Genomic DNA, 25,470 nt, shown 5'->3' on the forward strand with positions numbered 1-25,470 from the left:
GAATACCTTACCGCCCGAAACCGCCCAACCAACTGTCTATGAGATAAAACGCGATAGAGGATCGCATCGGCAGACTCATCCGGACACCGGTCTCCGGGTGCACGAAGTCACCGGCGATCATCTTGGCGACGTCGTCCCGGGTGAACCAGTGCGCCTCGTCGATCTCCTCCGGGTCGAGGCGCAGCGCCAGCGCCGGGTCGGCCAGCGCGTGGAAGCCGAGCATCAGCGAACCGGGGAACGGCCAGGACTGGCTGCCCGCGTAGGTGAGCGCGGTGAGCGGGAGGCCGACCTCCTCGCCCACCTCGCGCAGCACCGCGGCCTCGGCCGACTCGCCCGGCTCGACGTAGCCGGCCAGGCAGGAGAACCGGCGCACGCCGTCCGGTGCGGTGCCCCAGGCGGCGTTGTGGCCGAGCAGGCAGCGGCCCTCCGGACCGGCCACGCCGTCGTGCACCAGCACGATCATCGCGGGGTCGGTGCGCGGCCACATCATGGTGCCGTCCGGGTCGGAGCGGGCCCAGCCGCCCTCGACCGCGACGGTGGACAGTCCGGACCGGGGCGAGAAGCCGTGGCTCAGATGCCAGTTGCCGAGCGCCGCGGCGGCCGTGAAGACCCCGGCGTCCCGGTCGTCGAGCAGGTGCCCCACGTCTCGCAGGGTCACCGCCCGGGCGCCGTCGACGGCCGGCAGCGGCGCGTTCATCGTCCACAGCGGGGTGCCGTCGACGTCGACGCCCAGGAACCAGTGCTCGGCCTCGGGCGCCTCGGCCGACGGCAGCAACACGAGCCCGACCCCGTCGTCCGGCCGGTCGACGACCAGCGCGCGGCCGCCCTTGGCCAGGTCGACGACCAGCACCAGGCCGCGCGACCAGGCCTCATCGAGCCAGGCGGCGTCCCGGCGGCGCAGCGCGGAGCGGTCGAGCGTGCTGCGGGCCAGGGGCGGAACGCCGGGCTCGGGGATGCTCACGCCGTGCCGCGCTCGATCGTGGTCAGGGCCGCCAGCGGTGCCGCGACCTTGTCCGCGTCGCCCAGCACGACGGTGACCGCCTGGGACGGCGCCAGGAACCGGGCCGCCACCTCGGCCACCTCGTCGCGGGTGGCGGTGGCCAGCGCGGCCGAGTGCTCCCGCAGGTAGTCCAGGCGCAGGCCGAAGCTGCCGTACAGGCTGGCCAGCCCGGCGAGCCCGGCCTGGGTGGACATGCCCAGGCGCAGGGTGCCCAGCGCGTACCGGCGGGCCTGCTCGAGCTCGTCCTCGCCGGGCGGGAGGCTGGCGATGCGGCCCAGCTCGTAGAGGGTCTCGAGCAGGGACGGGCCGGTCACCTCGGTGGCCACCTCGGCCGAGACCAGCAGCGCCGAGCCGGCCAGGAAGTGCTCGATCGAGGTGTGCGGGCCGTACGTGTAGCCCTTGTCCTCGCGCATGTTCTCGACCCAGCGGGACGAGAAGTATCCGCCGAAGACCAGGTTGGCCAGTTGGAGAGCGGCGTACTGCGGGTCGGTCCGGGTGAGCGCGGGCAGCGCCATCCGCAGCGACGACTGCACCGCGCCGGGCCGGTCGACCAGCAGCAGCGCGCCGGGCTCCAGCGGCGGCACCGGCGGCGGGGTCTCGTCCCGGCCCGGGCCGGTCCAGCTGCCGAGCGCCTTTTCGGCGGCGTCGATCGCCTTTTCCACGTTGATGTCGCCGACCAGCACGAGCACGGCGCCGTCCGGGCGGACCCGGTCGGCGTGCAGCCCGCGCAGCTGGGCCGGGCGTACCGCGCGGACCTGGTCGGGCTCGGGGGTCTGCACCGCGTACGGGTGCTTGCCGTACATCCGCTTGAGCAGCGCGGTGCGAGCCAGGTGAGCCGGCTGGGTCTGTGCCACCTGGAGGTGGTCGATGAGGCGCTCGCGCTCGGTGGCGACCTCCTCGTTCGGGTACGCCGGATCGGTCAGCACCGCGGCCAGGATCTCCAGCATCCGGTCCAGCCCGCTGGCCAGCGAGTTGCCGGTGACCAGCAGCCGGTCCGGGTCGAGACCCGCGGACAGGCCGCCGCCGACCGCCTGGAGCTCGGCCGCGATGTCGATGCTGGACATCGTGCTGGTGCCGGTGAACAGCGCCTGGGACAGCAGGGTGGCCCGGGGCAGCGGGGTCTTGTTGAACGGGACGCGCAGCCGCAGCTCGACCAGCGGCACCGCGGCCCGCCGGATGGCGATCACGGTGAGGCCGCTGGGCAGGGTGCGCTCGGCCTGGCGGGGCAGCTTCAGCTTGGCGTCCGGGATCAGATCCGGCAGGGTCTTGTGGCTCATGCGGCGGCTCCGGGAAGGACCTCGACGGTGGCGCGGCGATCGGGTCGCAGGGCAGCGGCAGCGGTGACGATCTGCGCCTCGGTGACCTCGCCCACCAGCTTGGGCAATTCGTTGAGCAGTTCGGGGTTGCCGCGCTGGAGCTCGAGCACGGCCATCGGCAGCGCCCGGCCGAGCACCGCGTCGGTCTCCCGCAGCAGGTGGGTGGCGATCCGGGCCTGGGTGCGCGCCAGCTCGCCGGGCGCCAGGCCGTCCTGCACCAGGCGGTCCAGTTCCTCGTCGACGGTGCGCAGCACCTTTTCGGCGTCGCCGCCGGGCGGCATGTGCGCCTGGAGCAGCAGCGCGGTGGGGTTGCGGACCTGGAACTCGTCGCCCATGAAGCCGATGTAACCACCGATGCTGGTCACCGCGCGGTCGCGTTGCACCAGCCGCTCGACCAGCCGGGACGCCTCGCCGTCGGTGAGCACCTCGGCCAGCACCACGTACGGCAGGTATTCGGCGAAGCCGCCGATCGGGTCCGGCACCCGCCAGGCGCAGGCCACGCCGGGCAGCGGGGCGAGCCGGTCGGTGTAGACGTCGCGCCGTTCGCCGTCGATGTCGGGCTCATCAAAATCGGGCAGTTCCGGAGCGGGCCGCGCGGCCACGTCGCCGAAATGCCGCTTGATCATGGCGGTCGCCTGGGCCACGTCGAAGTCGCCGGCCACCGACAGGGTGGCGTTCCCGGCCGCGTAGTAGCGGTCGAAGAACGCCTGCGCGTCCTCGACCGTGGCGCTGTCCAGATCGCCGAACGAACCGTAACCGTCGTGCGCGTTGGCGAACGTGGAGAACATCACCGGCGGCAGTTTCAGCCACGGGAACCCGCCGTACGGACGGTTCAACACATTGACGCGGATCTCTTCCTTCACCACGTCGATCTGGTTGAGCAGATTTTCCTCGGTGAGCCGGGGGCCGCGCATGCGGTCGGCCTCGAGGAACAGCGCCCGCTCCAGGGCGCCGGCCGGCAGGACCTCGAAGTAGTCGGTGTAGTCGAGATGCGTGGAGCCGTTGAAGGTGCCACCGGCACCCTGCACGTGCCGGAAATGAGCCAGCTTCTCCAGATTTTCCGAGCCCTGGAACATGAGGTGCTCGAAGAGGTGGGCGAAGCCGGTCCGACCCTCGGGCTCCGAGCGGATGCCGACGTCATAGACGACAGCCACCCCGACGACGGGTGCACTGCGATCGGGCGTGAGAACCACTCGCAGCCCGTTCTCCAGGGTGAATCGTTCGACCGGATACTTCGTTGCGGGGATCTTGCTTCTGCGCGCCACGGACTGACATTAGCGCGCTCCGTGTTCATCGTCGCCACTGCAGGTCACCAACTGGCAGTCCGCCAATTTCGACCTCTGTGTCGATCTACGCGAGCCGGGCCGCCCCCTCACCGGTTCGGGTCCCGCCATCCGGTTGGGGCTTGACGCGGCAATCCCACCTCATCCAGTATTCCCATGCATCAGATAGAGAAAGCAGGGTTTGGAACCGGTCAGGGGGAGTGGATCGTGTACGTCTCGGCGCGCACCGACTATGCCGTCCGAGCCATGCTCGCCATCACGGCCGGGCAACCCGGCCTGGTCAAGGCGGCCGAGCTGGCCGCAGCCCAGGACATCCCGCTCAGCTTTCTCCAGGGGATCCTGCTCGACCTGCGCCGAGCCGGGCTCCTGCACAGCCACCGCGGCGTCGACGGAGGTTACGCACTGGCCCGGCCCGCCGAAACGATCACCGTCGGTGATGTGGTCCGGGCCGTCGGGGGCGCCCTGACCACGGTGCGTGGCCTGCCCACCGCCACCACGACCTATCACGGCGCCGCGACGGGGCTCCGCGACGTGTGGGTCGCGGTCGAGGAGGCCATCGAGGGCGTCGTCGACCACAAGACCCTGGCCGAGCTGTCCACCCCGATTACGAACTAGAAGGAAATAGGAGTGAGCATGAGCTCCCGCCCCATACGTGCCCTGGTCCTGGCCGCGACGGCCGTCCTGGCCGCCACCTCGCTGACCGCCTGCGGCTCCGACGACGAACCCGCCGCTGGCGGCGGTGCCACCACCGAGGCCGCGACGATCCGGCTCGGCTACTTCCCGAACATCACGCACGCGCCGGCCCTGATCGGCGTCAGCAAGGGCTTCCTCCAGGAGTCCCTCGGCACCACCAAGCTGGACGCCAAGACGTTCAACGCGGGCCCGGCGGCGATCGAGGCGCTGTTCTCCGACGCGATCGACGCTACGTACATCGGCCCGAACCCGGCGATCAACGGCTGGGCCCAGTCCAAGGGCGAGGGCCTCAAGATCATCGCGGGGAGCACCTCGGCCGGTGCCGGCCTGGTGGTAAAGCCGGGCATCAACGCGGTGGCCGACCTCAAGGGTAAGAAGATCGCCACGCCACAGCTGGGCAACACCCAGGACGTGGCGCTGCGGGCCTGGCTCAAGCAGAACGGTCTCAACGCCGACCAGCAGGGCGGCGGCGACGTCTCGGTGCTCCCGCAGGACAACGCGACCGCGCTGCAGGCGTTCAGCCAGGGCGCGATCGACGGCGCCTGGGTGCCGGAGCCGTTCTTCAGCCGGCTCCAACTCGACGCCGGCGGCAAGGTGCTGCTCAACGAGAAGGACCTGTGGCCGGGCGGCCAGTTCGTCACCACCCACCTGATCGTCTCGCAGAAGTTCCTCACCGAGCACCCGGAGACGGTCAAGAAGCTGCTCCAGGGCCACCTCAAGTCGCTGGACTTCGTCAAGAACAGCAACGCCGAGGCACAGACCGCGGCCAACGCCCAGATCGAGGCGCTCAGCGGCAAGCCGCTCAAGCCCGAGGTGCTCTCCACCGCGTTCCAGAACCTCACCTACACCGCCGACCCGATCGCGTCCTCGCTGTTCACCAGCGCCCAGCACGCGCAGGACGTCGGCCTGCTCAAGCCCGTGGACCTCAAGGGCATCTACCACCTCGGCCCGCTGAACGAGCTGCTCAAGGCGGCCGGTCAGCCCGAGGTGAGCGACGCCGCGGCCTGAGGGGGAAGCCATGAACCTCGTCGAGATCCGGGAAGTATCCAAGCAGTACGGAACGGGCAACAGCACCCTGCTCGCCCTCGACCGCGTCTCGCTGACCGTCCGGCAGGGTGAGTTCGTCTGCCTGCTGGGTGCCTCCGGCTGCGGCAAGAGCACGCTGCTCTCGCTGGTCGCCGGGCTCGACGCGATCTCCGGCGGCACCCTGGACATCGGCGGCCGGCACGTGTCGCTGATGTTCCAGGAGGCCGCGCTCTACCCCTGGCTGTCGGTCACCGGCAACGTGGAACTGCCGCTGCGGCTGGCCGGCGTCGGCCGGGCCGAGCGCCGCAAGCGGGCCGGCGAACTGCTGGAGATCGTGCGGCTGGGCGGCTTCGCCGACAAGCGGCCGCACGAGCTCTCCGGCGGCATGCGGCAGCGGGTCGCGCTGGCCCGGGCGCTGGCACAGGACGCGGACATCCTGCTGATGGACGAGCCGTTCGGTGCGCTGGACGCGATGACCCGGGACATCCTGCACGACGAGCTGGAGCGGATCTGGCGCGAGCAGGAGCTGACCGTGCTGTTCGTGACCCACAACGTCCGCGAGGCGGTCCGGCTCGGCGACCGGGTGGTGCTGCTCAGCAGCCGGCCCGGCCGGGTCATCGAGGAGTTCCCGGTCGACCACGAGCGGCCGCGGCGGATCGACTCCCCCGAGGTGGCCGCGCAGGCCGCCGAGATCACTGACCGGCTCCGCGCGGAGGTGGCCCGCCATGGTCATTAGAGAGGTGTCCCCGGCATCCGAGAAGACCGCCCAGGTCACCGGCCTGGACGCGCTGGAACTGGGGCCCACGACCGGCAAGCCTCCCCTCGGACCGCGGATCTGGCGCAGTGCCTGGCCCAAGCTGCTGGCCGTGGCGATCGTGGTGATCGCCTGGCAGGCCGTGGTCTGGGCGGAGTGGAAGCCGGAGTTCGTGCTGCCCGGTCCGGGGACGGTGTTCGCCGACCTGGGCGACGTGCTCACCACGGCCGACTTCTGGAGCGGCGTCTGGCTCACCCTGACCCGGGCGATCACCGGCTTCCTGCTGGCGGTCGCGATCGGCACCGTGGTCGGCGCCGCGGTCTCCCGGTTCGCCCCGCTGCGGGCCGCGATCGGGTCGCTGATCACCGGCCTGCAGACGATGCCGTCGATCATGTGGTTCCCGCTGGCCATCCTGCTGTTCCAGATCAGCGAGAGCGCGATCATGTTCGTGGTCATCATCGGCGCCGCGCCGTCGGTGGCGAACGGTCTGATCAGCGGCATCGACTACGTGCCGCGGACCTGGCTGCGGGTCGGCCAGGTGCTGGGCATGAAGGGCATCGCGAAGTACCGGCACCTGATCCTGCCGGCCTCGCTGCCGTCCTTCATCTCCGGGCTCAAGCAGGGCTGGGCGTTCTCCTGGCGCAGCCTGATGGCCGGCGAACTGCTGGTCATCGTGCCGGGCGCATTGTCCATCGGGGTCCGCATGCAGCAGGCCCGCGACCTGAGCGACTCCAGCCTGGTGATCTGCTACATCATCGTGGTGCTGATCATCGGCATCCTGATCGATGTGCTGTTCAACACGGCCGACAACGCGCTGCGCCGCCGCTGGGGCCTGCTCGGTTCCTAGAGCGGGCGTACCGACTTGAGCACGTCGTCCACCACGTAGTCGAACTGCTTGTGGGTGCCGGGGATCGACACGTACAGGATGGCGGCGGTCGGTTTGCCGACGTCGATGACCGCCACCGCGGACAACTCCTCGGTGGCGGTCAGCCCCGGCTCGTTGAAGCGCAGCCGGAACTCACTCACGTAGGCCGGCAGGCCGCCCAGCCTGGTCAACCCGTCCCGGATCGGCTCCAGGGTGTTGGGCTGCGGGTAATACTCGGCGCGCACGTCGGCCGCCACCTGCCGGCCCACGCACTCCAGATCGAGCACCACCGCGTCGTTGTCCGCGGCCGGCACCGCGGCCGACAGGATTGACGCGTGGTAGTTGCCGCCGCCATAGCGTTCGGTGATGAAGTGCTGGCCGACCCGGTAGGGCACCTCGAGCGTCCCGGCTCGCCACACCTCGTTCCAAGGCACCCATGGCGCCCCGTACGACTTATAGGAGATACCGGCGTCCTGGTCGGTGGTGCGCTCGCCGGTTGCCGGCGGCGGCGCACTGGGTGCCTGGGTGGGCCCGGCGCTCGGCGAGCCGGTCGGCGCCGGGCACGCCTGTGCCAGCGGCGGGCGCACGTCGGTGGGTGCCGAGGCCTTCCGGCGGAACGGGTCGCCCTCGCCACTGAGCACCATGACGAGCACAATGGTCAGACCGATCGCGAGGATGGCGCCGGCGACGCCGGCAAAGACGAACATCTGCCGCCGGCGCCGTCGTGGTCCATCCGGCGGGGGCGGCTCCGGCAGGTCGGTGGGTGGCGGATCCTGCGGGGGTACGCCCGGGGCCGTGACCATGCCGGACGCGAACCGCCGACCCGGCTGCTGCCAGGCGAAGGTCTCCGGGGTCGGCTCGGCCATGAATCCCAGTGAACACCACGAAGCTGTGGGGATCGCCTTCAGACGTCTCGAGGGTGGCGGGCGGGGCGGTTGGAAGGTTCACCGAGTCAGTGTGGTGCTCCCGTCGCCGCCGCCGATAAGTCGGACGATCTGCTGCTCGATTCCGCTGCCGGCGGACGGAGCGTGCTCGGCCGGATACCATGGTGCGAACGCGACCACCAGGACGGCGACCAAGCCGGCGCAGGCGACCGCGAGCACGAACCCCAACTCCCGGCGGGCGGGCTTGTTGCTCATGGCAGTCCTCCCGGGCCGAGGCGTCGGCGTGCGACAGCGGTCATCTATAAGACGCCACCCACGGCGATCAGGTTGCACCCCAACCCAGCCGATCTTCAGTGAGTTCGGCTACCGTCTCTCCATGGAACTCGTGTATCCCCCGGTCATCGCCTTAGCCAAGACGATGTTCCGCGTGCTCGATCTCAAGATCGAGGTCGACGGCGCCGAGCACATCCCGCGCGAGGGCGGCGCGGTGCTGGCGAGTAACCACGTGAGCTACCTGGACTTCATCTTCTGCGGGCTGGCGGCCCAGCCGGCCAAGCGACTGGTGCGCTTCATGGCCAAGAAGGCGGTCTTCGACCATCGCATCAGCGGCCCGCTGATGCGCGGCATGCGGCACATCCCGGTCGACCGGGACGCCGGTGCCGCCTCGTTCCGCGAGGCCACCACGGCGCTCAAGGACGGCGAGGTGGTCGGCGTCTTCCCCGAGGCGACGATCAGCGAGTCGTTCACGGTCAAGGAACTCAAGTCGGGTGCCGTCCGGCTGGCCCGCACCGGCAAGGTGCCGCTCATCCCGATGGTGGTGTGGGGTCCGCACCGGTTGTGGACCAAGGGCCGCCCCAAGGAGCTGACCAAGCGGCACGTCCCGGTGCTGATCAAGGTCGGCGAGGCGATCGAGATCCCCAAGGGCGTCTCCCCCGACGCCATCTCGGCAACCCTCAAGGAACGGCTCAGCGGCCTGCTGGACGCCGCGCAACAGGCATACCCGGACCAGCCCGCCGGCCCGGACGACCGCTGGTGGCTGCCCGCACACCTGGGTGGCACGGCGCCGCTACCGGAGGCCGCAGCTGTCTGACCGTTGGCGCACGTCGGCGCCGCACCCCGGCCTGGGATGCGGCGCCGAGTTGTTCAGACCGCGGGTTGGTCCGAGATCAGATCGCGCGGATGTTCGCGGCCTGCGGGCCCTTCTGGCCCTGCGTCACCTCGAACTCGACTCGCTGATTCTCGTCCAGGCTGCGGTAGCCCGACATCTGGATAGCGGAGAAGTGGGCAAAGACGTCGGCGCCGCCGTCGTCGGGGGTGATGAACCCGAAGCCCTTGTCCGCGTTGAACCACTTCACAACGCCGGTAACCATCATCGTCTCCTCGACGGTCGATCGCTCCCGACCATTATGGACGGGAGCGAGGTGGTAAGACCCGAATTTCCCGGGTCTCGTGTCGCCGTACTGATCGCCCGTACCGGAGCAACCCGGGTTACGACAAAGAGCGCCTGGGCAGACTTCCCCACAGGCGCTCCTAAGTACTTGGGAACCAAACTGACAACGCTCGGAGCGTAGCACGGGAAAGGTGGCTTGCCGGTGATCGACGTACAACTTGCGCAGCGGTTGAAAACGGCCGGGCTGGCGTGGAAGCCGGCGCTCGGTGACCGGTTCGCCATCCCCGACCGTGACCTCGACGAAGAGGTCTTTGTCCTCAGCAACATGACCGTCGAGGTGCACACGGTGCCGGAGGGCCGGGTGATCGGTTTCAACGGCACCACCGAGTGGGCGCTGGACGACGTGGAGATCGACGAAACCGTCTGGCTGCCCCGCGAGGACCAGCTGCGGGAACTGCTCGGCGGCACGTTCCGCGAGCTGCGGCGCGGGACGACCGGGTTCGAGGTGCGGATCGACCTGCTGGGCGAGGAACGGGTGTTCGCCGCGGCCTCCGCCGAGGAGACGTACGCGACGGCGTTACTGCACCTGCTGGCCGCCGCCGGGGTGACCGGCGAGTAGCGGAACCGCCTCCACCAGGGCGGCCAGTTCGGACTCGTCGAGCAGGTCGGCCGGGCGTACGGTGACCTGGTCTTTGACGTAGTGAAAACCGGCCCGGACCCGGTTCACCGGAACGCCGGCCAGCGACGCCCAGGCGACCCGGTAGGCGGCCAGCTGCACCGCGGCGGCCTCGGCGGCGGCACCGGTGGGACGGCGGCCGGTCTTCCAGTCGATCACGTCGAACCGGTTGCCCGGCTCGGCGAAGACGGCATCCATCCGCCCCCGGATCACCACGCCGCCCACCGAGGTCGCGAACGGCACCTCCACCTCGATCGGAGTACGGTCGGCCCACTCCCCGGTCAGGAAGGCCTCCTGCAGGGCGGTCAGCTCCTCGTCGACGGCCGCGTCGTCGTCCGCGGCACCGGGCAGCTCGTCGATGTCGATCAGCCGGGCCGAGCCGAACCGCTGCTCCAGCCAGGCGTGGAACGCGGTGCCCCGGCGGGCGTACGGGGCCGGCCGCGGCGGCAGCGGGCGGCGCAGCGAGCGGGCCAGCGCCTGCGGGTCGCGCCGGAGTACCACCAGCTGAGAAACCGACAGATGGGCGGGCAGTGCCACCTCGAGCGGGCCGTCCCGCCGGGACCGTTCGTCCCGTTCCGCGAGCAACAGGCCGGCCTCGCGACGCCAGCGCGCTATATCCGGATCTGCGACATCCGCCTCTTCTTGCGGTATGCCAATCAAGTCGGCCGCCAGCCCCGCCCGGGCGGCCACTTCGGGATTGCGGGCAGCGAGATCGGCGAACGCCTCGGCGGCCGACGCGTCCGGGTCGGCGATCATCCGCCGGATCAGGTCGGCGGCCGCCGCCATCGCCGGGCGGCGCAGGCCCAGCGGGTCGGACGGCCACTCGGCGGTCACCACCGCCTCGGCCGACGGGTTGGTGGCGTCCGGCGCCGGCTCGGGCGTCCACACGTCGACCACGCCGGCGCCCTCCGCGCAGGTGGCCCGGATCTCGTCGAGGAAGACCGAGGCGCCGCGCGGCCGCTTCACGCCGTCGCCCCACCAGTAACCCGAGGCCAGCAGCAGCCGCCGGGGCCGGGTCACGGCCACGTAGGCGAGCCGGCGTTCCTCGCGTTCGTCGTGCTCCCGCCAGGCCCGGGTGAACGCGGACAGCGCGGCCACCGCGTCCTTCTGGTCCACCGCCTCGGACAGGTCGAACCGGGGCAGGCCGTCGGCGTCGCCGCGCAGCGGGAACGGCAGCACGCCGATGCCCATCAGGTAGTGGTCGGACCCGCGGATGACACCGGGCCAGACGCCCTTGCAGAGACCGGCCACCGAGACCACGTCCCACTCCAGGCCCTTGGCGGCGTGCGCGGTCAGGATCTGCACCGCGCCCTCGACGACGTCGACCTGGCCCGGTTCGAGGCCGCGTTCCTCCTCCTCGGCGGCGGCCAGGAAGGCGAGAAAGCCGGCCAGGGTGCTGCCGTCGGTCTCGGCCGCATAGCGCGCCGCCACGTCGCCGAGTGCGTCCAGGTGACCGCGGGCCAGCCCGGCGTCGCCGGCATGCCAGCCGCGCACCGCCACCTCGACGTCCAGGCCGGTGGTGCGTTCGATGTCCGCGACCAGGTCGGGCAGGGGCTGGTCGAGGCGCTGCCGGAGGGCGCTCAATTCGCGGCTGTACGCGCGCAGGCGCAGATAGCCCTCGGCCGAGTACTGCTGCGGTGCGCCCAGGTCGGCCATCGCCTCGACCAGGGTGGCGTCGTCGAGGCGGTCGCCCACCACCTCCTCGGGGTCGCGGCCGCCAGACACCGCGGCCCGGGCCGCGGCCAGTCCGCGGGCCCGGCGGTGCAGGGCCACCAGGTCGCGCGGGCCGATCCGCCAGCGGGCACCGGTGAGCAGGCGCAGCAGCGAGGCGCCGTCGGTCGGGTCGGCCAGCACCCGCAGCGTGCAGACGACGTCGCGTACCTCCGGGGTGTCCAGGAGGCCGCCCAGGCCGACCACCTCGACCGGCAGGCCGCGAGCCCGCAACGCCTCCTCGATCGCCGGGATCTGGCTGCGCACCCGCACCAGAACGGCGCTGGTCGGCCGTTTCTCGAGCGGGATCTGCTCGGCGGGAGTGTCGGGCAGGCCGGCCGCGATCCGCCAGGCGGTCAGCATCGAGTCGGCGATCCACCCGGCCTCGTCCGCGAAGGTGGGCAGCAGGGCGCAGGTCACCGTGCGGCCGCCCACGCTGCCGGCCACCCGGCGGGCCGGAACCAACTCGGCCACCCGGGCGCCGGCGGCCCGCAGCGGACCGGACAATTCGTTGGCCACCTGGAGGATCTCGGGCCGGTTGCGCCAGCTGCGGGTCAGGTTGAGCACCCAGGCGTCGGCGCCGCGCGGCCCGGTGAACTCGGCCGGGAACCGGTCGAGCGTGCCGGCCGAAGCCCCGCGCCAGCCATAGATCGACTGGCAGGGGTCGCCCACCGCGGTGACCGGGTGCCCGCCGCCGAACAGCGCGTTCAGCATGGTCACCTGGGCGTGGCTGGTGTCCTGGTATTCGTCCAGCAGGACGATCTTGAACCGGCCACGCTCGATCTCGCCGACCTCCGGGTGGTCCCGGGCCACCCGCGCCGCGCGGGCCATCTGGTCGCCGAAATCCATCGCCTCGAGGTCGAGTTTGCGCTGGTCGTAGAGCCGCACCAGGGGCAGCAGGGTGAGCCGCTGGCGCTGCCTCTGCAGCATGTCGGCCACGTCCTTGTAGACCCGGCCCGGCAGTTCCTGCACCTCGGCGAAGAACCGTCCGGTCCAGGCGGCCAGCGCGTCCGGGGTGACCAGGTGCTCGGCGAGTTCGGCGGCGAGGGCCAGCACGTCGTCGGTGACGGTGCCGGGCGCCCGGTTCAGACCCGTCATTTCGCCGGTGTACGAGCGGACCAGCGAGTCGACGATCTGCCAGCGGGCGGCCTCGGTGAGCAGCCGGGCGGACGGTTCGTAGCCGGCGCGCAGGCCGTGCTCGGTGACGACCCGGGCCGCGTACGAGTGATAGGTGGAGATGGTGGCCTCGCCGGCGAAGGCGTCGTCCCGCCCGAGGCGCCGGACCAACTGCCCGAGCCGGGTACGCACCCGGTGCGCCAACTCTCCCGCGGCCTTCCGGGTGAACGTTAGGCCGAGGATCTCGTCCGGGTGCGCATACCCGTTCGCGACCAGCCAGACCACCCGGGACGCCATCGTCTCGGTCTTGCCCGATCCCGCGCCGGCCACCACCAGCAGCGGCTCCACCGGCGCCGAGATGATCGCCACCTGCTCCGGCGTGGGCGGATGAAGGCGCAACAACCGGGCCAGCTCGGCCGGCGTGAAGCGCGGTCCCGAGTCGGCACGGCGGCGCGGCGCCGCCGGTTCGTCGGCGAAGAGGCTGGGCTGTGTCACTGCGTTACTTCTACTACCTGTCGCCCCTTGCCCGAGATCGGGCAGCTGGTCCGCACCGGGCAGACCCGGCACCGGCTGTTGGCCACGGCCGAAAAGGTGGCGGCGGCCATCGTCTCGGCGGTGCGCTTCACCATGGCGTACGCCCATTGCGGATCGGTCGCCTCGGCGAGCGCCACCTGCATCTGCTCCCGGGCCTCCTTGCCGGGCCCGAGCTGCACCAGAGCCGCGCCGCCGCTCTCGGCACCGTAGTCCCGGAAGGCGCCGGCCTCCACCGCGGCCTGATAACCGGCCAGCTGGGCATGCTCATCCAGATCGGCGGCCGCCACCGCGGTCGTCTTGCCGGTCTTGAGGTCGATCACCACGAGCCGCCCCTCGTCGTCGATCTCGAGCCGGTCCACCCGCCCGGTGAGCTGAATCGGCCGCCGCTCATCCTCGAGCCGCACGGTGAACTCGTGCTCGATGGCCAGCAGCCGCCGCGGGTTGACGGCCAGCCAGCGCAGCAGCTTGTCCACCATGCCCTGAGCCCGCTCCTGCTCCGGCCCGGCGAGCCAGCGAGCAGCCAGCTCGATGGCGTCAAAACGGGCGGACACATACTCGACCAGCTTCTCCCGATCGGCGTTGGCATCCTCGGCGAGCATGGCGGCGGCGTGCACCAGGTTGCCGACCCCCTGCGCGGGCCCCGGCGGTGCGGCGCCCCCGTGCCGCTCCAGCAGCCAGCGAAGACTGCACCGCAACGCACTCTCCATCGAGGAGGGTGTGACCTTGACGGCCTCCCCCTCGTCGACCAGCGGCCGGTCGTCGGAGAGCGGCCGAAGCCCCCACCACTCGTCCGGATGAGCGCCGGGCACGCCGGCCACCGCCAGCCGGGCGAGCTCAGCGGCCGCGGCGCGCCGCCGGCCGGGCGTCTCGTTGACCCCCACCACGACGGCACGAAGCTCGGCCACCAGCGCGGCGAGCGTGAGTGCCCGGGGCGCCCGCCCGACGATCAGCTCCTCGTCATGGCCGGCCGGCTCCCCCGCGCCCGGATCGGCCGCAGCCTGATCGTCCCCGGGCTCGTCGATCTCGGCCTCGTCGACAACCTCCCCAGGTTCCGATTCATCAGGTTTTCCGGACTTGGCCCCGGTGGGGCCGTCGGGTGGACCGGTGGGGCTGTCGGGGTCGGCGGGTGGACCGGTGGGGCCGTCGGATGGGCCGGGTGGGCCGGTGTCCCAAGGGTCGGGTGGGGTTTCCGGGTCGGGGGGTGGTGCGTCGGGGCCGGTGGAGGGGCCGGGGATGGTGTGGGCGAGTTCGGTGAGGAAGCGACTGGGCTGTTCCTCGCCGTCAGTGCCGCCGACGCCGGCCGAGGCCACGGCGGTGACCACGAGTTTGCGGCGGGCTCGGGTGGTGGCCACGTAGAACAGGCGGCGTTCCTCGTCGAGCAGCGCGGAGGTCTCGCCGACCACCGCGGCCGGGCCCGAGGCGGCGCGGCCGGCGAGCACGTCGACCAGGCGTTCGGAACCGAGCAGGCTGCCGCGCAGGCGCAGGTCGGGCCAGATGCCCTCCTGGACCCCGGCCAGCACCACCACGTCCCACTCGAGGCCCTTGGCGGCGTGCGCGGTGAGCAGCCGTACCGCCTCGCCCCGGTCGGCGCTCGGCGCGATCGAGTCGGCCGGCAGGTCCTGGCCCAGGACGTGGTCGAGGAAGACCTCGGTGCGCGCGCCCGGCAGCCGGTCCACGAAGCGCGCCGCCGCGTCGAACAGCACCACCATGGAATCCAGGTCACGATCGGCCGCCTCGGCCCGCCACTGCCGCGCCCGCCCCACGTCGGGATCGTCGGTGGGCCCGGACCGGGTGCTCATCGCATACCACCGTTCGGCCAGGCCGCTCTCCCGCCAGACCGTCCACAACACCTGCTCGGCCGTGGCACCAGGCGCCGCCGCGGCCGCCCGCGCGGTTGCCAGCAGCCGCGCCACGGTCTGCGCCGGAACTGCCCACCGCCGCTCCACCAGGTCGAGACCCGCCGGATCACGAACCGCGTCGACCAGCAACTCCCCCGACGGCCGCCGGTCACCCGCCGCCAGCGCGAGAGCCCGAAGCCCCTGCCGCAACCGCCGCTCGGCCAGCGGGTCGGCCCCACCGAGCGACGAATGCAGCAGCGCGACCGCCGCCTCCTCGTCCAGCGCGTCGGGGTCGAGCGCACACCGCAGCAAAAGCAGGAACGGCGCCACCGCCGGCTGAAGGTGCAGCGGCAGATCTTCGGCGTGCGTCACGGTCGGCACGCCCGCGGCGGCCAGAGCGCGCTGCATGGATGGCAGCTGCAAGGAGGTGGAACGCAGCACCACCGCCATCCGTGACCACGGCACCCCGTGCAGCAGGTGCGCTTCCCGGAGAGCGTGCGCCACATATGCGGTCTCCGCGGTCCCCGACCGAAATGTCCGCACGACGGCCCCGTCACCCTCGGCGGAATGGGGTGCGGATGCGGCGGGCGGGGGTGGGGCGTCGTCGGGCGTGGTGGGGGTGGGTGGGTGCATGGGGCGGTGGGTCACGGGGCCCCGCATGCGGCGGGCCACTCGGGACGTTGCGGTGAGCAGGGGTGGGGCCGCTCGGTAGTTGGTGTGGAGGGTGATGGATTCGGCTACGGCGCCCGAAGCGGTGCGGAACTTCAGCGGGAAGTCGGGGACCGCGGACGGGTCGGCGCCGCGGAAGCCGAAGACGGAGGAGTCGGGGTCGGCGAACGCCACCAACGGTTTGCCACCGCCTGCCACCAGGGACAGGAGCTCAATCTGGGCGGGGTCGGTGTCGGCCAGTTCGTCGACGTAGACGTGGGCGAGACGGTTGCGTTCGGCTGCCAGCAGCTCGGGGTCGTCGGAGAGCAGGCCGGTGGCGGCGCGGACCAACTCGGCCGGGTCGTAGGCCGCCGAGCCCCTGGTGGTCACGTCGCGCAGGGCCAGGACGGCGACGTATTGGCGCAGGAAGCGGGCCGCCGCGGGCCAGTCGTCGCGGCCCAGGCGTTCGCCGAGGCGGGCCAGCTCGGCGGGGGTCACGCCGCGTTCGGCGGCTCGTTGCATGAGGTCGCGGAGCTGCTGGGCGAACGCCTTGGTGGGCAGGGCGGGGCGCAGGCCCTCGGGCCAGCCGATCTCGTCGGGGGCGTCGGGGTCGCCGACCACCTCGAGGAGCTCGCGGATGATCAGATCCTGCTCGGGGCCGGTGAGCAGGCGGGGTGAGGGCTCGCCGCGTTCGGCGGCGGCCCGGCGGAGCAGGGCGAAGGCGTACGCGTGGAAGGTGCGCACCAGGGGCTCGTGGACGATGCGGCCGGGGTCGCCGGCGACGCGGGCCTCGATGCGGTCGCGCAGAGCCAGGGCGCCCCGGCGGCCGAACGTGAGCACCAGGATGCGTTCCGGGTCGACGCCCTCGGCTATCCGGGCGGCAACGGACTCGACCAGGACCGTGGTCTTGCCGGTGCCGGGGCCGCCGACCACCAGCAGCGGGCCGTCGGTGTGGGCGACCACGTGACCCTGCAACGGGTCGTTGAGCAGCGCGGGGCGGGCCGCCGGGGGGTTGCGCACCAATCGATACGCCGGGCGGCGCGCCGCTGGGGAAGGGGCCGGCGTACTCACCGAAGGCCCGCCGGGAAGCCCCCGGCTTCAGCCGTGGGGAGGGATGGCGGACAAGCGTGAATGTCGTGCTTACACATCGCGTGGCCCTCGGTAAGATTTTCGGGTGTGCGGACGGCATACAAGTGTCGGGCCTACCCGACCCCCGCGCAGGCCGCGACGTCGTACAAGCAGACCGACGCGGCGCTGACCGCGTGGAAGCAGACCGTCGAGCTGGCGTTTTTGTCCGAGGTGTCGTCGGTCCCGTTGCAGCGGACGCTGCGCCACCAGCACGCCTCTTTCGCGACCTTCTTCGCCGGACGCGCCCGGTACCCGCGGTTCAAGTCCCGCACCGGCCGGCAGTCCGCGTCCGTCGAGAACTTCGCCGTCCTGTCCACCGGACAGCGGATCGTCAACCCACGGCACCTGGAACGCCAGGCCCGCAACCTCGCCCGCTACCAGCGGCGACTCGCCCAAGCCAGCTCGGACTGCGGGTGGGGCGAGTTCCGTCGCCAGCTCGAATACAAGGCCGAGCACGCCGGACGCACCCTGGTCGTCGTGGACCGCTGGCTGCCCAGCTCCAAAACTTGCTCGGCGTGCGGGCACCTGCTCGCCGCGGTCTCTCTCGGGACATCTCACTGGACGTGTCCCGGATGCGGCACTCGGCACGACCGGGACCACAACGCCGCCAAGAACATCATTGCGGCTGGTCGAGCCGTAGCCCGCACACCGGGCAATGCCTGTGGAGCTGATGTCAGACGGCAAGGGCCCGCCCTTTCGCAGTCGGCCGTGAAACAGGAACCCCAACCCGCGAAGGTTGGAATCCCACGCCTTTAGGCGTGGGGAGGAAGTCAAGGCAACAAGGTAACCACGGGGGTACGACGTTATTCGACGGCAGGCTTGGCGATCGATGCGCGCAGCCGCACCGGCATCGGCAGGCGGGTGACCACAGGGTCGCTGGGCGGGCCCAGCAGCTTCTCGACCGCCTCCCAGCCGAGCTGGTAGTGCGGCAGCGAGATGCTGGTCAGCGGCGGGCGCAGCCAGGCGGCCAGCTCGGAGTCGTCGAAGGACAGCACCGAGACATCCCGGGGAATGACCCGGCCGGCCTCGCGCAGGGCCTGATAGGTGCCCAGCGCCACCCGGTCGTTCAGGCAGATCAGGGCCTTGGGGACGAGCCCCTCGGCCAGGGCGCGGCGGACCGCCTCGTACGCCGAGTCGGGCCACCAGTCGCAGTCGATGACACCCGCCAGGCGTACCCCGGCCTCGCCCAGCCCCTCCCTGATGCCGGCCAGGCGCTCGCGGCTGGCGAAGACCCCGCCGCCGGTGTTGCCGACCAGGTGGATGCCCTGGCGGTGACCGGCCTCGAGCAGCGTGCGCGCCGCGCTGAAGCCGGCCGCCAACTCGTCCGGGACCACCGCGTGCTGGGCCGGCTTGGCCGCACGGGTGAGGCAGTTGAGCAGCACCACCGGGCGGCCGCGCAGCAGCTTGGGCAGTCGCACGTACCTGGTGAACATGCTCGCGTAGAGGAACGCGTCGACCTGCCGGTCCAGGAAGTCCGAGATCAGCTTCTCCTCGACGACCGGGTCGCCCTCGGTCTCGCCGATGAACAGCAGGTGCCCGCGGGCCACGGCCGCGGCGAGGCTGCCGTGGATGGCGCCGCCGGCGTACGGGTCCGAGGCGATCGTGTCGGAGAGCAGCGCGATCGTCCGGGTGACCTTGGTGCGCAGGCTGCGGGCCATCAGGTTGGGCCGGTAGTCCAGCTCCTGGGCCGCCCGGAGCACCCGTTGCCGGGCGTCTTCGGAGATCCTCATGTCCAGGTGGCGTCCTGCCAGGACGAAGGAGGCCGTGCTGCGGGACACGCCGGCCCGCTGGGCGACCTGCAGCAGGGTCGCGCGTTGCGGCGCCATGAACGAAGTGTTCCACGTGATCGGCAGCGAGTCAGCATGCGCAAAACGTGACTACCCGATTACTGATCGACATCACTTGACGCCCCGCACCCCGCGGAGCAGGGTCGAAGCTAAACCCATCTAGCTCCCTGTCGGGCCGGCAGCGCCGCATCGCACCGGTCCGGCAGGGTCCACGGACAGACGCGCCCCGGCGATTTGCAACCCCGCCGGAGGGCTGGCGCGAGCGCACCGAGCGTGTCCGGTGAGAGCACGCCCCGGCGCGCCCCCAGCCGTCCAGCGGGCTCGCCGGGGCCCTGGTCACGCCGGGTGGGTGTGGTGACACCCACCCGGCGTGACGCGGTCAGAGGCGCCCGGTCAGGACAGCGTCTCCTCGATGAGGTCGAGGGCGGCCGGTACGGATTTCGCGAGGGTCACCCGGGCGAGGGCGGCCGTCCGGACGAACTCCGTGCCGGCCAGCTGGTCGAGCCAGGTGAGCAGGCCGTCGTAGAAGCCGTCCGGGTCGACCAGCACGATCGGCTTGCGGTGCAGGTCGAGGGTGGCGGTGGTCCAGACCTCGAACAGCTCGTCGAGCGTGCCGAGCCCGCCGGGCAGGGTGAGGAACGCGTCCGACCGTTCGATCATCAGGTTCTTCCGGGTGCCCATGTCGGACGTGATGATCAGCTCGTCCGCGGCGAGGTCGGCCACCTCGAGGTCCACCAGGGACTGCGGGATGACGCCGAGGGTGTGCGCGCCGCCGGACCGGGCGCCGTCGGCCACCGCGCCCATCATGCCGACGCAGCCGCCGCCGGAGACCAGGCTGTGCCCGCGGGCGGCCAGTTCGGCGCCGGCGCGGGCGGCCAGGTCGAGCCACTTCTGGTCGAGGGTGCTGGACGAGGCGCAGAAGACGCAGATCGCGGCCACGTCACCGCTGCCCGTGGGTCTCGGCCAGCGCCGCGTCAGCGTCCACGATGATCTGCACCGCCTCGTCCACATCGTCGGTGACCTGGATCAACTCCAGGTCGGCCTCGTTTATCTTGCCGTCCTCGAGCAGGACCTTCTTGATCCAGTCGAGCAGGCCGGCCCAGTACTCCGAGCCCATCAGGATCACCGGGAACCGGGTGACCTTCTTGGTCTGCACCAGGGTGATCGCCTCGAACAGCTCGTCCAGCGTGCCGAAGCCGCCGGGCAGGACCACGAACGCCTGGGCGTACTTCACGAACATGGTCTTGCGGACGAAGAAGTAGCGGAAGTCGATGCCGATGTCGACCCAGTCGTTGAGGCCCTGCTCGAAAGGCAGCTCGATGCCGAGGCCCACGGACATCCCGCCGGCCTCGGTGGCGCCCCGGTTGGCCGCCTCCATCACCCCGGGCCCGCCCCCGGTGATCACCGCGTAGCCCGCCTCGGCGAGGGCCGCACCCAGGTCGGCGGCCATCTCACACTCGGCGCTCTCAGGCTTGCTGCGGGCCGAGCCGAACACGCTCACCGCGGGCGGCAGGTCGGCCAGGCTGTCGAAGCCCTCCACGAACTCGGAAAGGATGCGCAGCGAGCGCCAGGCGTCCTTGGTCTTCCACTCGCGCCGGTGATGCGAGTCGAGCAGTTTCTCGTCGGCGGTGCTGGAGGGAATCGATTCGCGGCGCAGAGTCACCGCGCCGCGATGACGCTCCGGCTCGGCTCGCCGTCGCCCGTTGGTGCCGTCCGTCATGCCACAAAGGTAGTGCGGACGGTCAGTACCCGGTGAATAACCGGGTGGGTTTCGGTAAGAGGATTGCGGCTAGGCGGCCTTTTTGCCAGATTGAAGCAACGGACGGTAGCTCTGAAGCGTCTGTACAGTTACGAAATCGACGGCACGGCGCAAGGGAGCAACCGTGACGAACCGATACGAGCGGATGAAGATGCAGCGCCGTATGCAGCGGCGCATCCGGTTGGTGGTCGAGGAACGCCGGATGGCGCTCGGCAGCCGCACGCCGGTCATCGACGATGAAACCACGATCGAGATCCCGCCGCAGGCGCTGCGCGCCATCGGCCGGGTGACGGTGAATCCCGCCTGAGCTAGGCGGCCAGCCAGCGGTGCAGGGTCGCGGCGCCGTCCCGGATCTTGCCGATCTCCACGTGCTCCTCCGGCGCGTGCGCCAGCAGCGGATCACCCGGCCCGTAGTTGAGGGCCGGAATGCCGAGCGCCGCAAACCGGGCCACGTCCGTCCAGCCGAGCTTCGCGACCGGTTCGGCGCCGACCACGGCCAGGAACTCGCGGGCCGGCGGCGCGGTCAGCCCGGGCAGCGCGCCGGCGGCCGAGTCGGTCACCTCGACGCCGAAGCCGTCGAAGACCTCGCGCAGGTGCTCGGCGGCCTGCTTCTCGTCGCGATCCGGGGCGAACCGCAGGTTGACCTGGACCGTGCACTCGTCCGGCACCACGTTGCCGGCCACCCCACCGGCGACACCGACCGCGTTGAGCCCCTCCCGATACGTACAGCCATCGATGGTGACCGTGCGTGGTCGATAGTCCTCGAGTCGCCGCAGCACCGCACCCGCCGCGTGGATCGCGTTGACCCCGCGCCAGGCGCGGGCGGTGTGCGCCCGCCGGCCACTCGTGCGCACGGTCGCCTGCATCGTGCCCTGGCACCCCGCCTCGACCACGCCGTAGGTCGGTTCGAGCAGCACCGCGAAGTCGGCCCGCAGCCACTCGGGATGCTGCTCGGCGACCAGGCCGAGCCCGTTGTAGCGGGACTCGATCTCCTCCGCCTCGTAGAAGAGATAGGTGACGTCGTGCGCCGGGTCGGGCAGCGTGGTGGCCAGGTGCAGGGCCAGGGCGACGCCGGATTTCATGTCGGCGGAGCCACAGCCGTAGATCAGGTCGTCCACGACGGTGGACGGCAGGTTGTCGTGGACCGGCACGGTGTCCAGGTGGCCGGCCAGCACCACCCGGCGCGCCCGGCCCTGGTCGGTGCGGGCCATCACGGTGTTGCCCAGCCGGTCGACACGCAGGTGCGGCTGCTGCGCGAGCACCTCCGTCACCCAGTCGGCGATCGCCTTCTCGGCGCGGGAAACGGACGGGACGTCGACCAGGGCGCGGGTCAGCACGACCGGGTCTACCAGCACGTCCGGGGTCAGCGGGTTCGCCATAGGCGGCACCATACCGGCCGATGGTGAATCACCCTCAGTGCTCGCTGCCGGGGTGGCTTTTAGTAGGGTGCGGCTGTGGAAACTGCGCTCTCGACCTCGCCCGCCTGGGGCATCGGCATCGCCACCGTCACGGCCGACGGGCAGGTGCTCGACACCTGGTATCCGGACGGCTTCCTGGGTCTGGGTGCGCCACCCGCCGAGGCGCCGGTGCTGCCCGCCGGGCTGACCGGGCCCAAGGCGCTGGCCGGGCTGTCCACCGTCGAGGTTCGCACCACGGTCGGGTCGCTGGCCGACCCGATCAAGGACGGCGCGGACGCGTACCTGCGCCTGCATCTGCTCTCGCACCGTCTGGTCGTGCCCAACTCGATCAACCTCGAGGGCATCTTCGGCACGCTCGCGAACGTCGCCTGGACCTCGGCCGGCCCCTGCCCGCCGGACCGGGTCGACGAGTTGCGGCTGCTGGAGCGGGCCGCCGGCCGCCACCTGAGCGTGTACGGCGTCGACAAGTTCCCCCGGATGACCGACTACGTGGTGCCCGGCGGCGTGCGGATCGCCGACGCCGACCGGGTGCGGCTGGGCGCCCACCTGGCCGCCGGCACCACGGTCATGCACGAGGGCTTCATCAACTTCAACGCCGGCACGCTGGGCACCTCGATGGTGGAGGGCCGCATCGTGCAGGGCGTGGTGGTCGGCGACAGCTCGGACGTCGGCGCGGGCGCGTCCATCATGGGCACGCTCTCCGGCGGCGGTAAGGACAAGGTCCGGATCGGCGAGCGCAGCCTGCTCGGCGCCAACGCGGGCATCGGCATCTCGCTCGGCGACGACTGCGTGGTCGAGGCCGGCTGCTACATCACGGCCGGCTCGAAGCTCACCCTGCCGGACGGCCAGGTGGTCAAGGCCCGCGAGCTGTCCGGGGTCAACGGCCTGCTGTTCTGGCGCAATTCGGTGACCGGCGCGCTGGAGGCCCGCCCGCGCAAGGGCACCGGCATCGAGCTGAACGCCATCCTGCACGCCAACGACTAGATCAGGGCTGGATCAGCGCCCGGGCCGCGGCCGCTTTGACGGCAGCGGTCAGCTCGTCGAGCACCTCCGACCCGATCCGCCAGTACTGCCAGTACAGCGGCACATCCAGGTGCTTATCCGAAAATATCTCGACATAGTGCCCGGCGGCTAGGCCCGGCCGGGCGATCTGCGCCGGCACCATCCCCCAGCCCAACCCGAGCCGGATCGCCTCGACGAACGCCGCGGCCGCCGGCACGTAGTGGACCGGCGGGTCCAGCGCGCGCCGCTCCACCGACGCCAGGAACCGGTGCTGCAACCGGTCCTTGCGGTTGTAGACGACCATCGGCGACAGCGCGAGATCGGCCGGCAACGACGCGGCACCCACAGCCAGGTACCGCATCGCGCCCAGCCGCTCCAGCCGGCAGCCCTGCACCACCACGTGATCGGCGGTGACCGCGGCCATCGCGGTGCCCGAGCGCAGCAGGCCGGCCGTGTAGTCCTGGTCGTCGGTGTGCAGTTCGTAGGCCGGCCCCGGCACCGCAGCCAGCGCCGGCAGGAACCAGGTGAGCAGCGAGTCCGCGTTCACCACGATCGACAGCCGGGTGCCGTCCCGGGCCTGGGCCAGCGCCTCGCGTTCGAGCAGCGCCACCTGTCCGGCGAACCGGACCAGCGCCTCGCCCGCCGGGGTGGCCACGCACGGCCGGGCCCGCCGCACCAGCACCTGGCCGACCGCGCGTTCCAGGGCCTTGATCCGCTGACTCACCGCGGACGGCGTGACGTGCAGCACCCGGGCCGCCGCGTCGAAGCTGCCGGTCTCGACCACAGCCTGGAAGGTCGCGAGCTGTACCTGATCCACCTGAAGAAATCTAATGCAACGTCAAAATCTTTAGCTGGAGTACGACGAGAGGGCTCCTTAGCGTCGATGGCATGCTGATTTCCGCGCTCGCCGGTTTCGCCGCGTCCGCCGTCCTGATCATCGCGATCGGGGCACAGAACGCATTCGTGCTGCGCCAGGGGCTGCGCCGCGAGCACGTGGTCGTGGTGGTGGCCACCTGCGCGCTCGCCGACCTGCTGCTGATCCTGGCCGGGATCGGCGGCCTGGGCGCGATGGTGACGGCCCGGCCGGACGCGGTCACCGCGATCCGCTGGTTCGGCGCGGCCTTCCTGATCGCGTACGGGATCATGGCCGCTCGCCGCGCGATCCGCCCCACCACGCTGAGCCCCACCGAGAGTGCGCCCGCCACGGCGCGCGCGACCCTGCTCACCTGCCTGGCCCTCACGTTTCTCAACCCGCACGTCTACCTGGACACCGTGCTGCTGCTCGGCTCGGTGGCGCAGCAGCACGCGCACCGCTGGGTCTTCGGGATCGGCGCGGCGGCGGCTAGCCTGGCCTGGTTCACCGCTCTCGGCGCCGGTGCGCACCGGCTCGCTCCGCTGCTGGCCCGGCCGGCCGCGTGGCGGGTGCTGGACGGCCTCATCGCGGCGGTGATGCTGGCCATCGGCGTCATACTCGTGGTGGCTTGACCCTCCAGCAGGTCGAGACGGCAGGGTCGGCGGGGTGCGAGGAGACATGCGCGGCATCGGTGAGGTGGCCCGGGCCAGTGGGCTGACGATCAGCGCGCTGCGGTTCTACGACGGCGCGGGCGTGCTGGTGCCGGCCGAGGTGGACCCGGCGACGGGCTATCGGCGCTATGCCGACGACCAGGTTCGGGCGGCCCGGCTGATCGCCGGGCTCCGCCGGGTGGGCATGCCGGTCGCGGAGATCGCGCGGGCGGTGCGAGACCTGGGTGACAACCCCGATGCCGTACGACGTCAGCTCGACCGGCACCGGCGGCGTCTCGAGGACGGCCTGGCCGATGCGCGGCGCGAACTCCTCCGCATCCACACCCTGCTCGACCTGGAGGAGAACCTGATGACCCGGATCACCCTGCCGTCCGCCGCGCTGGCGGCCACCCTCGACGCGGTCCGTTTCGCGGCCGGTCAAGACCCGGCGATTCCGCAGCTCAGTTGCGTGCTCGCGGAGATCGCCGAGGAGGCGCTGACGCTGGTGGCCACCGACCGCTACCGGCTCGCGACGGCCACCGCCCCGGCCGCTGTGGAGGGCCCGGCCGGCCGGTTCCTGCTGCCGCTCGACTTCGTCGACCGGGTCCGTCGGCTGCCGGCGGGCGGTCCGGTCACGCTCGATTTTTCCGATGCGGAGGTACGGGCGGAGGCCGGCGGGACGGTCGTCGAGAGCAAGCCGCTGCCGGGCGATTATCCCGACGCCCGGCGCCTGACCGAGTCCGGTCCGGACGTACGCCGGGTGGTGGTGGACGTCGCCAGGCTGCGCGAACAGGTGTCCGCCGAGCCGGCCGTGATCCGGGAGCACGAAGGTTCCGCGTACCAGGTCTCGGTCTTGGGCTTGGACCCCGCGGGAAGCCTGCGCCTGGCCGCCGAGAGTGAGTGGGCAGCCGGCGCCGACGAGCACGTGGCGGTCAACCGCGAGTTCCTGCTGCAGGCGCTGGACGCCGGCGGCGCCGGTCAACTGGTGCTGGAGCTGGACGGCCCGATCAAACCGCTGGCCGTACGGGTGCCGGGCGATGACTCGCGCTTCTCGCTGCTGATGCCGGTGCGGCACTGATCCCCTGATAGTGCTTGACGTCGAGGCGCTCCGCGACGGCCCGCTCCCGGCGGGTGAGCTCG

At 71.5% G+C, this 25,470-nt stretch carries 24 protein-coding genes; 11 read left to right on the forward strand and 13 right to left on the reverse strand.

Annotated elements, in window-relative coordinates; all coding sequences use genetic code 11:
* Positions 1 to 7: 7 nt before the first annotated feature.
* The 3 genes from nudC to Ari01nite_RS32200 are packed head-to-tail and all read right to left on the reverse strand — an operon-like array spanning position 8 to position 3,581.
* On the reverse strand, positions 8 to 961 hold the full coding sequence (nudC, locus tag Ari01nite_RS32190) for an NAD(+) diphosphatase (protein WP_203786001.1): 954 nt from the start codon (positions 959 to 961) through the stop codon (positions 8 to 10).
* The gene (locus Ari01nite_RS32195) at positions 958 to 2,277 is read right to left on the reverse strand and encodes a M16 family metallopeptidase (RefSeq protein ID WP_203786002.1); all 1,320 of its coding nucleotides are present in this window, start codon (positions 2,275 to 2,277) and stop codon (positions 958 to 960) included. Before Ari01nite_RS32195 ends, nudC begins: the two co-directional genes overlap by 4 nt.
* Positions 2,274 to 3,581 (reverse strand): M16 family metallopeptidase, encoded by a 1,308-nt coding sequence (locus tag Ari01nite_RS32200; protein ID WP_203786003.1) that lies wholly within the window; start codon positions 3,579 to 3,581, stop codon positions 2,274 to 2,276. The genes Ari01nite_RS32195 and Ari01nite_RS32200 overlap by 4 nt, the downstream gene beginning before the upstream one ends.
* Before the next feature lie 225 nt (positions 3,582 to 3,806).
* Here Ari01nite_RS32200 and Ari01nite_RS32205 point away from each other — a divergent pair, with 225 nt between their 5' ends.
* The 4 genes from Ari01nite_RS32205 to Ari01nite_RS32220 are packed head-to-tail and all read left to right on the forward strand — an operon-like array spanning position 3,807 to position 6,919.
* Entirely contained in the window at positions 3,807 to 4,214 is a 408-nt protein-coding gene (locus tag Ari01nite_RS32205; RefSeq protein WP_203786004.1) for an RrF2 family transcriptional regulator, read from the forward strand.
* An 18-nt stretch (positions 4,215 to 4,232) separates the two neighbouring features.
* The gene (locus tag Ari01nite_RS32210; protein WP_203786005.1) at positions 4,233 to 5,300 is read left to right on the forward strand and encodes an ABC transporter substrate-binding protein; all 1,068 of its coding nucleotides are present in this window, start codon (positions 4,233 to 4,235) and stop codon (positions 5,298 to 5,300) included.
* A gap of 10 nt (positions 5,301 to 5,310) precedes the next feature.
* Positions 5,311 to 6,054, forward strand: coding sequence for an ABC transporter ATP-binding protein (locus Ari01nite_RS32215; RefSeq protein ID WP_203786006.1), 744 nt, complete (start codon positions 5,311 to 5,313; stop codon positions 6,052 to 6,054).
* Entirely contained in the window at positions 6,044 to 6,919 is an 876-nt protein-coding gene (locus Ari01nite_RS32220; RefSeq protein WP_203786007.1) for an ABC transporter permease, read from the forward strand. The genes Ari01nite_RS32215 and Ari01nite_RS32220 overlap by 11 nt, the downstream gene beginning before the upstream one ends.
* Here Ari01nite_RS32220 and Ari01nite_RS32225 read toward each other — a convergent pair.
* Positions 6,916 to 7,803, reverse strand: coding sequence for a hypothetical protein (locus tag Ari01nite_RS32225; protein WP_203786008.1), 888 nt, complete (start codon positions 7,801 to 7,803; stop codon positions 6,916 to 6,918). The genes Ari01nite_RS32220 and Ari01nite_RS32225 overlap by 4 nt on opposite strands.
* Before the next feature lie 78 nt (positions 7,804 to 7,881).
* A complete protein-coding gene (locus Ari01nite_RS32230) occupies positions 7,882 to 8,076 on the reverse strand; it encodes a hypothetical protein (protein ID WP_203786009.1) in 195 nt (64 codons plus the stop codon).
* Positions 8,077 to 8,197: 121 nt separating this feature from the next.
* Here Ari01nite_RS32230 and Ari01nite_RS32235 point away from each other — a divergent pair, with 121 nt between their 5' ends.
* Positions 8,198 to 8,911, forward strand: coding sequence for a lysophospholipid acyltransferase family protein (locus Ari01nite_RS32235; protein ID WP_203786010.1), 714 nt, complete (start codon positions 8,198 to 8,200; stop codon positions 8,909 to 8,911).
* A 76-nt stretch (positions 8,912 to 8,987) separates the two neighbouring features.
* On the opposite strand, the gene cspE is transcribed toward Ari01nite_RS32235, so the two are convergent.
* Positions 8,988 to 9,191, reverse strand: a complete 204-nt coding sequence (gene cspE / locus Ari01nite_RS32240; protein WP_203724754.1) for a transcription antiterminator/RNA stability regulator CspE — start codon at positions 9,189 to 9,191, stop codon at positions 8,988 to 8,990.
* Positions 9,192 to 9,413: 222 nt separating this feature from the next.
* Here cspE and Ari01nite_RS32245 point away from each other — a divergent pair, with 222 nt between their 5' ends.
* Positions 9,414 to 9,830 (forward strand): pilus assembly protein CpaE, encoded by a 417-nt coding sequence (locus tag Ari01nite_RS32245; protein WP_203786011.1) that lies wholly within the window; start codon positions 9,414 to 9,416, stop codon positions 9,828 to 9,830.
* On the opposite strand, the gene Ari01nite_RS32250 is transcribed toward Ari01nite_RS32245, so the two are convergent.
* Together Ari01nite_RS32250 and Ari01nite_RS32255 are read right to left on the reverse strand one after the other, a co-directional pair.
* Positions 9,789 to 13,208 (reverse strand): ATP-dependent helicase, encoded by a 3,420-nt coding sequence (locus Ari01nite_RS32250; RefSeq protein ID WP_203786012.1) that lies wholly within the window; start codon positions 13,206 to 13,208, stop codon positions 9,789 to 9,791. The two genes, Ari01nite_RS32245 and Ari01nite_RS32250, sit on opposite strands and share 42 nt — an antisense overlap.
* On the reverse strand, positions 13,205 to 16,756 hold the full coding sequence (locus tag Ari01nite_RS32255; protein ID WP_438872255.1) for an ATP-dependent helicase: 3,552 nt from the start codon (positions 16,754 to 16,756) through the stop codon (positions 13,205 to 13,207). Before Ari01nite_RS32255 ends, Ari01nite_RS32250 begins: the two co-directional genes overlap by 4 nt.
* Before the next feature lie 153 nt (positions 16,757 to 16,909).
* Here Ari01nite_RS32255 and Ari01nite_RS32260 point away from each other — a divergent pair, with 153 nt between their 5' ends.
* A complete protein-coding gene (locus Ari01nite_RS32260) occupies positions 16,910 to 17,617 on the forward strand; it encodes an RNA-guided endonuclease InsQ/TnpB family protein (protein ID WP_203786014.1) in 708 nt (235 codons plus the stop codon).
* A gap of 47 nt (positions 17,618 to 17,664) precedes the next feature.
* On the opposite strand, the gene Ari01nite_RS32265 is transcribed toward Ari01nite_RS32260, so the two are convergent.
* From Ari01nite_RS32265 to Ari01nite_RS32275, 3 genes are all read right to left on the reverse strand, one after another.
* Positions 17,665 to 18,687 (reverse strand): LacI family DNA-binding transcriptional regulator, encoded by a 1,023-nt coding sequence (locus Ari01nite_RS32265; protein ID WP_203786015.1) that lies wholly within the window; start codon positions 18,685 to 18,687, stop codon positions 17,665 to 17,667.
* A 354-nt stretch (positions 18,688 to 19,041) separates the two neighbouring features.
* Positions 19,042 to 19,587 carry an LOG family protein gene (locus tag Ari01nite_RS32270; protein ID WP_203786016.1) on the reverse strand — a complete coding sequence of 182 codons (546 nt, stop codon included), beginning with the start codon at positions 19,585 to 19,587 and terminating at the stop codon, positions 19,042 to 19,044.
* Between the two features lies 1 nt (position 19,588).
* Complete coding sequence (locus tag Ari01nite_RS32275) at positions 19,589 to 20,368, reverse strand: LOG family protein (protein WP_203786017.1); 780 nt, start codon at positions 20,366 to 20,368, stop codon at positions 19,589 to 19,591.
* A 163-nt stretch (positions 20,369 to 20,531) separates the two neighbouring features.
* Here Ari01nite_RS32275 and Ari01nite_RS32280 point away from each other — a divergent pair, with 163 nt between their 5' ends.
* Positions 20,532 to 20,714 carry a hypothetical protein gene (locus Ari01nite_RS32280; protein ID WP_203786204.1) on the forward strand — a complete coding sequence of 61 codons (183 nt, stop codon included), beginning with the start codon at positions 20,532 to 20,534 and terminating at the stop codon, positions 20,712 to 20,714.
* 1 nt (position 20,715) lies between these two features.
* On the opposite strand, the gene dapE is transcribed toward Ari01nite_RS32280, so the two are convergent.
* On the reverse strand, positions 20,716 to 21,786 hold the full coding sequence (dapE, locus tag Ari01nite_RS32285; protein WP_203786018.1) for a succinyl-diaminopimelate desuccinylase: 1,071 nt from the start codon (positions 21,784 to 21,786) through the stop codon (positions 20,716 to 20,718).
* A 75-nt stretch (positions 21,787 to 21,861) separates the two neighbouring features.
* On the opposite strand from dapE, the gene dapD reads away from it, so the two are divergent.
* Positions 21,862 to 22,809, forward strand: a complete 948-nt coding sequence (gene dapD, locus Ari01nite_RS32290) for a 2,3,4,5-tetrahydropyridine-2,6-dicarboxylate N-succinyltransferase (protein WP_203786019.1) — start codon at positions 21,862 to 21,864, stop codon at positions 22,807 to 22,809.
* Position 22,810: 1 nt separating this feature from the next.
* On the opposite strand, the gene Ari01nite_RS32295 is transcribed toward dapD, so the two are convergent.
* Positions 22,811 to 23,644: a LysR family transcriptional regulator ArgP gene (locus Ari01nite_RS32295; protein ID WP_203786020.1), complete on the reverse strand. Its 834-nt coding sequence runs from the start codon at positions 23,642 to 23,644 to the stop codon at positions 22,811 to 22,813.
* Between the two features lie 71 nt (positions 23,645 to 23,715).
* On the opposite strand from Ari01nite_RS32295, the gene Ari01nite_RS32300 reads away from it, so the two are divergent.
* Both Ari01nite_RS32300 and Ari01nite_RS32305 read left to right on the forward strand, forming a co-directional pair.
* Positions 23,716 to 24,312 (forward strand): LysE/ArgO family amino acid transporter, encoded by a 597-nt coding sequence (locus Ari01nite_RS32300; protein WP_203786021.1) that lies wholly within the window; start codon positions 23,716 to 23,718, stop codon positions 24,310 to 24,312.
* A gap of 46 nt (positions 24,313 to 24,358) precedes the next feature.
* Positions 24,359 to 25,408, forward strand: coding sequence for a DNA polymerase III subunit beta family protein (locus Ari01nite_RS32305; RefSeq protein ID WP_203786022.1), 1,050 nt, complete (start codon positions 24,359 to 24,361; stop codon positions 25,406 to 25,408).
* The last annotated feature ends 62 nt before the right edge of the window (positions 25,409 to 25,470 follow it).

It is taken from the genome of Paractinoplanes rishiriensis (assembly GCF_016862375.1).
GTDB lineage: Bacteria > Actinomycetota > Actinomycetes > Mycobacteriales > Micromonosporaceae > Actinoplanes > Actinoplanes rishiriensis.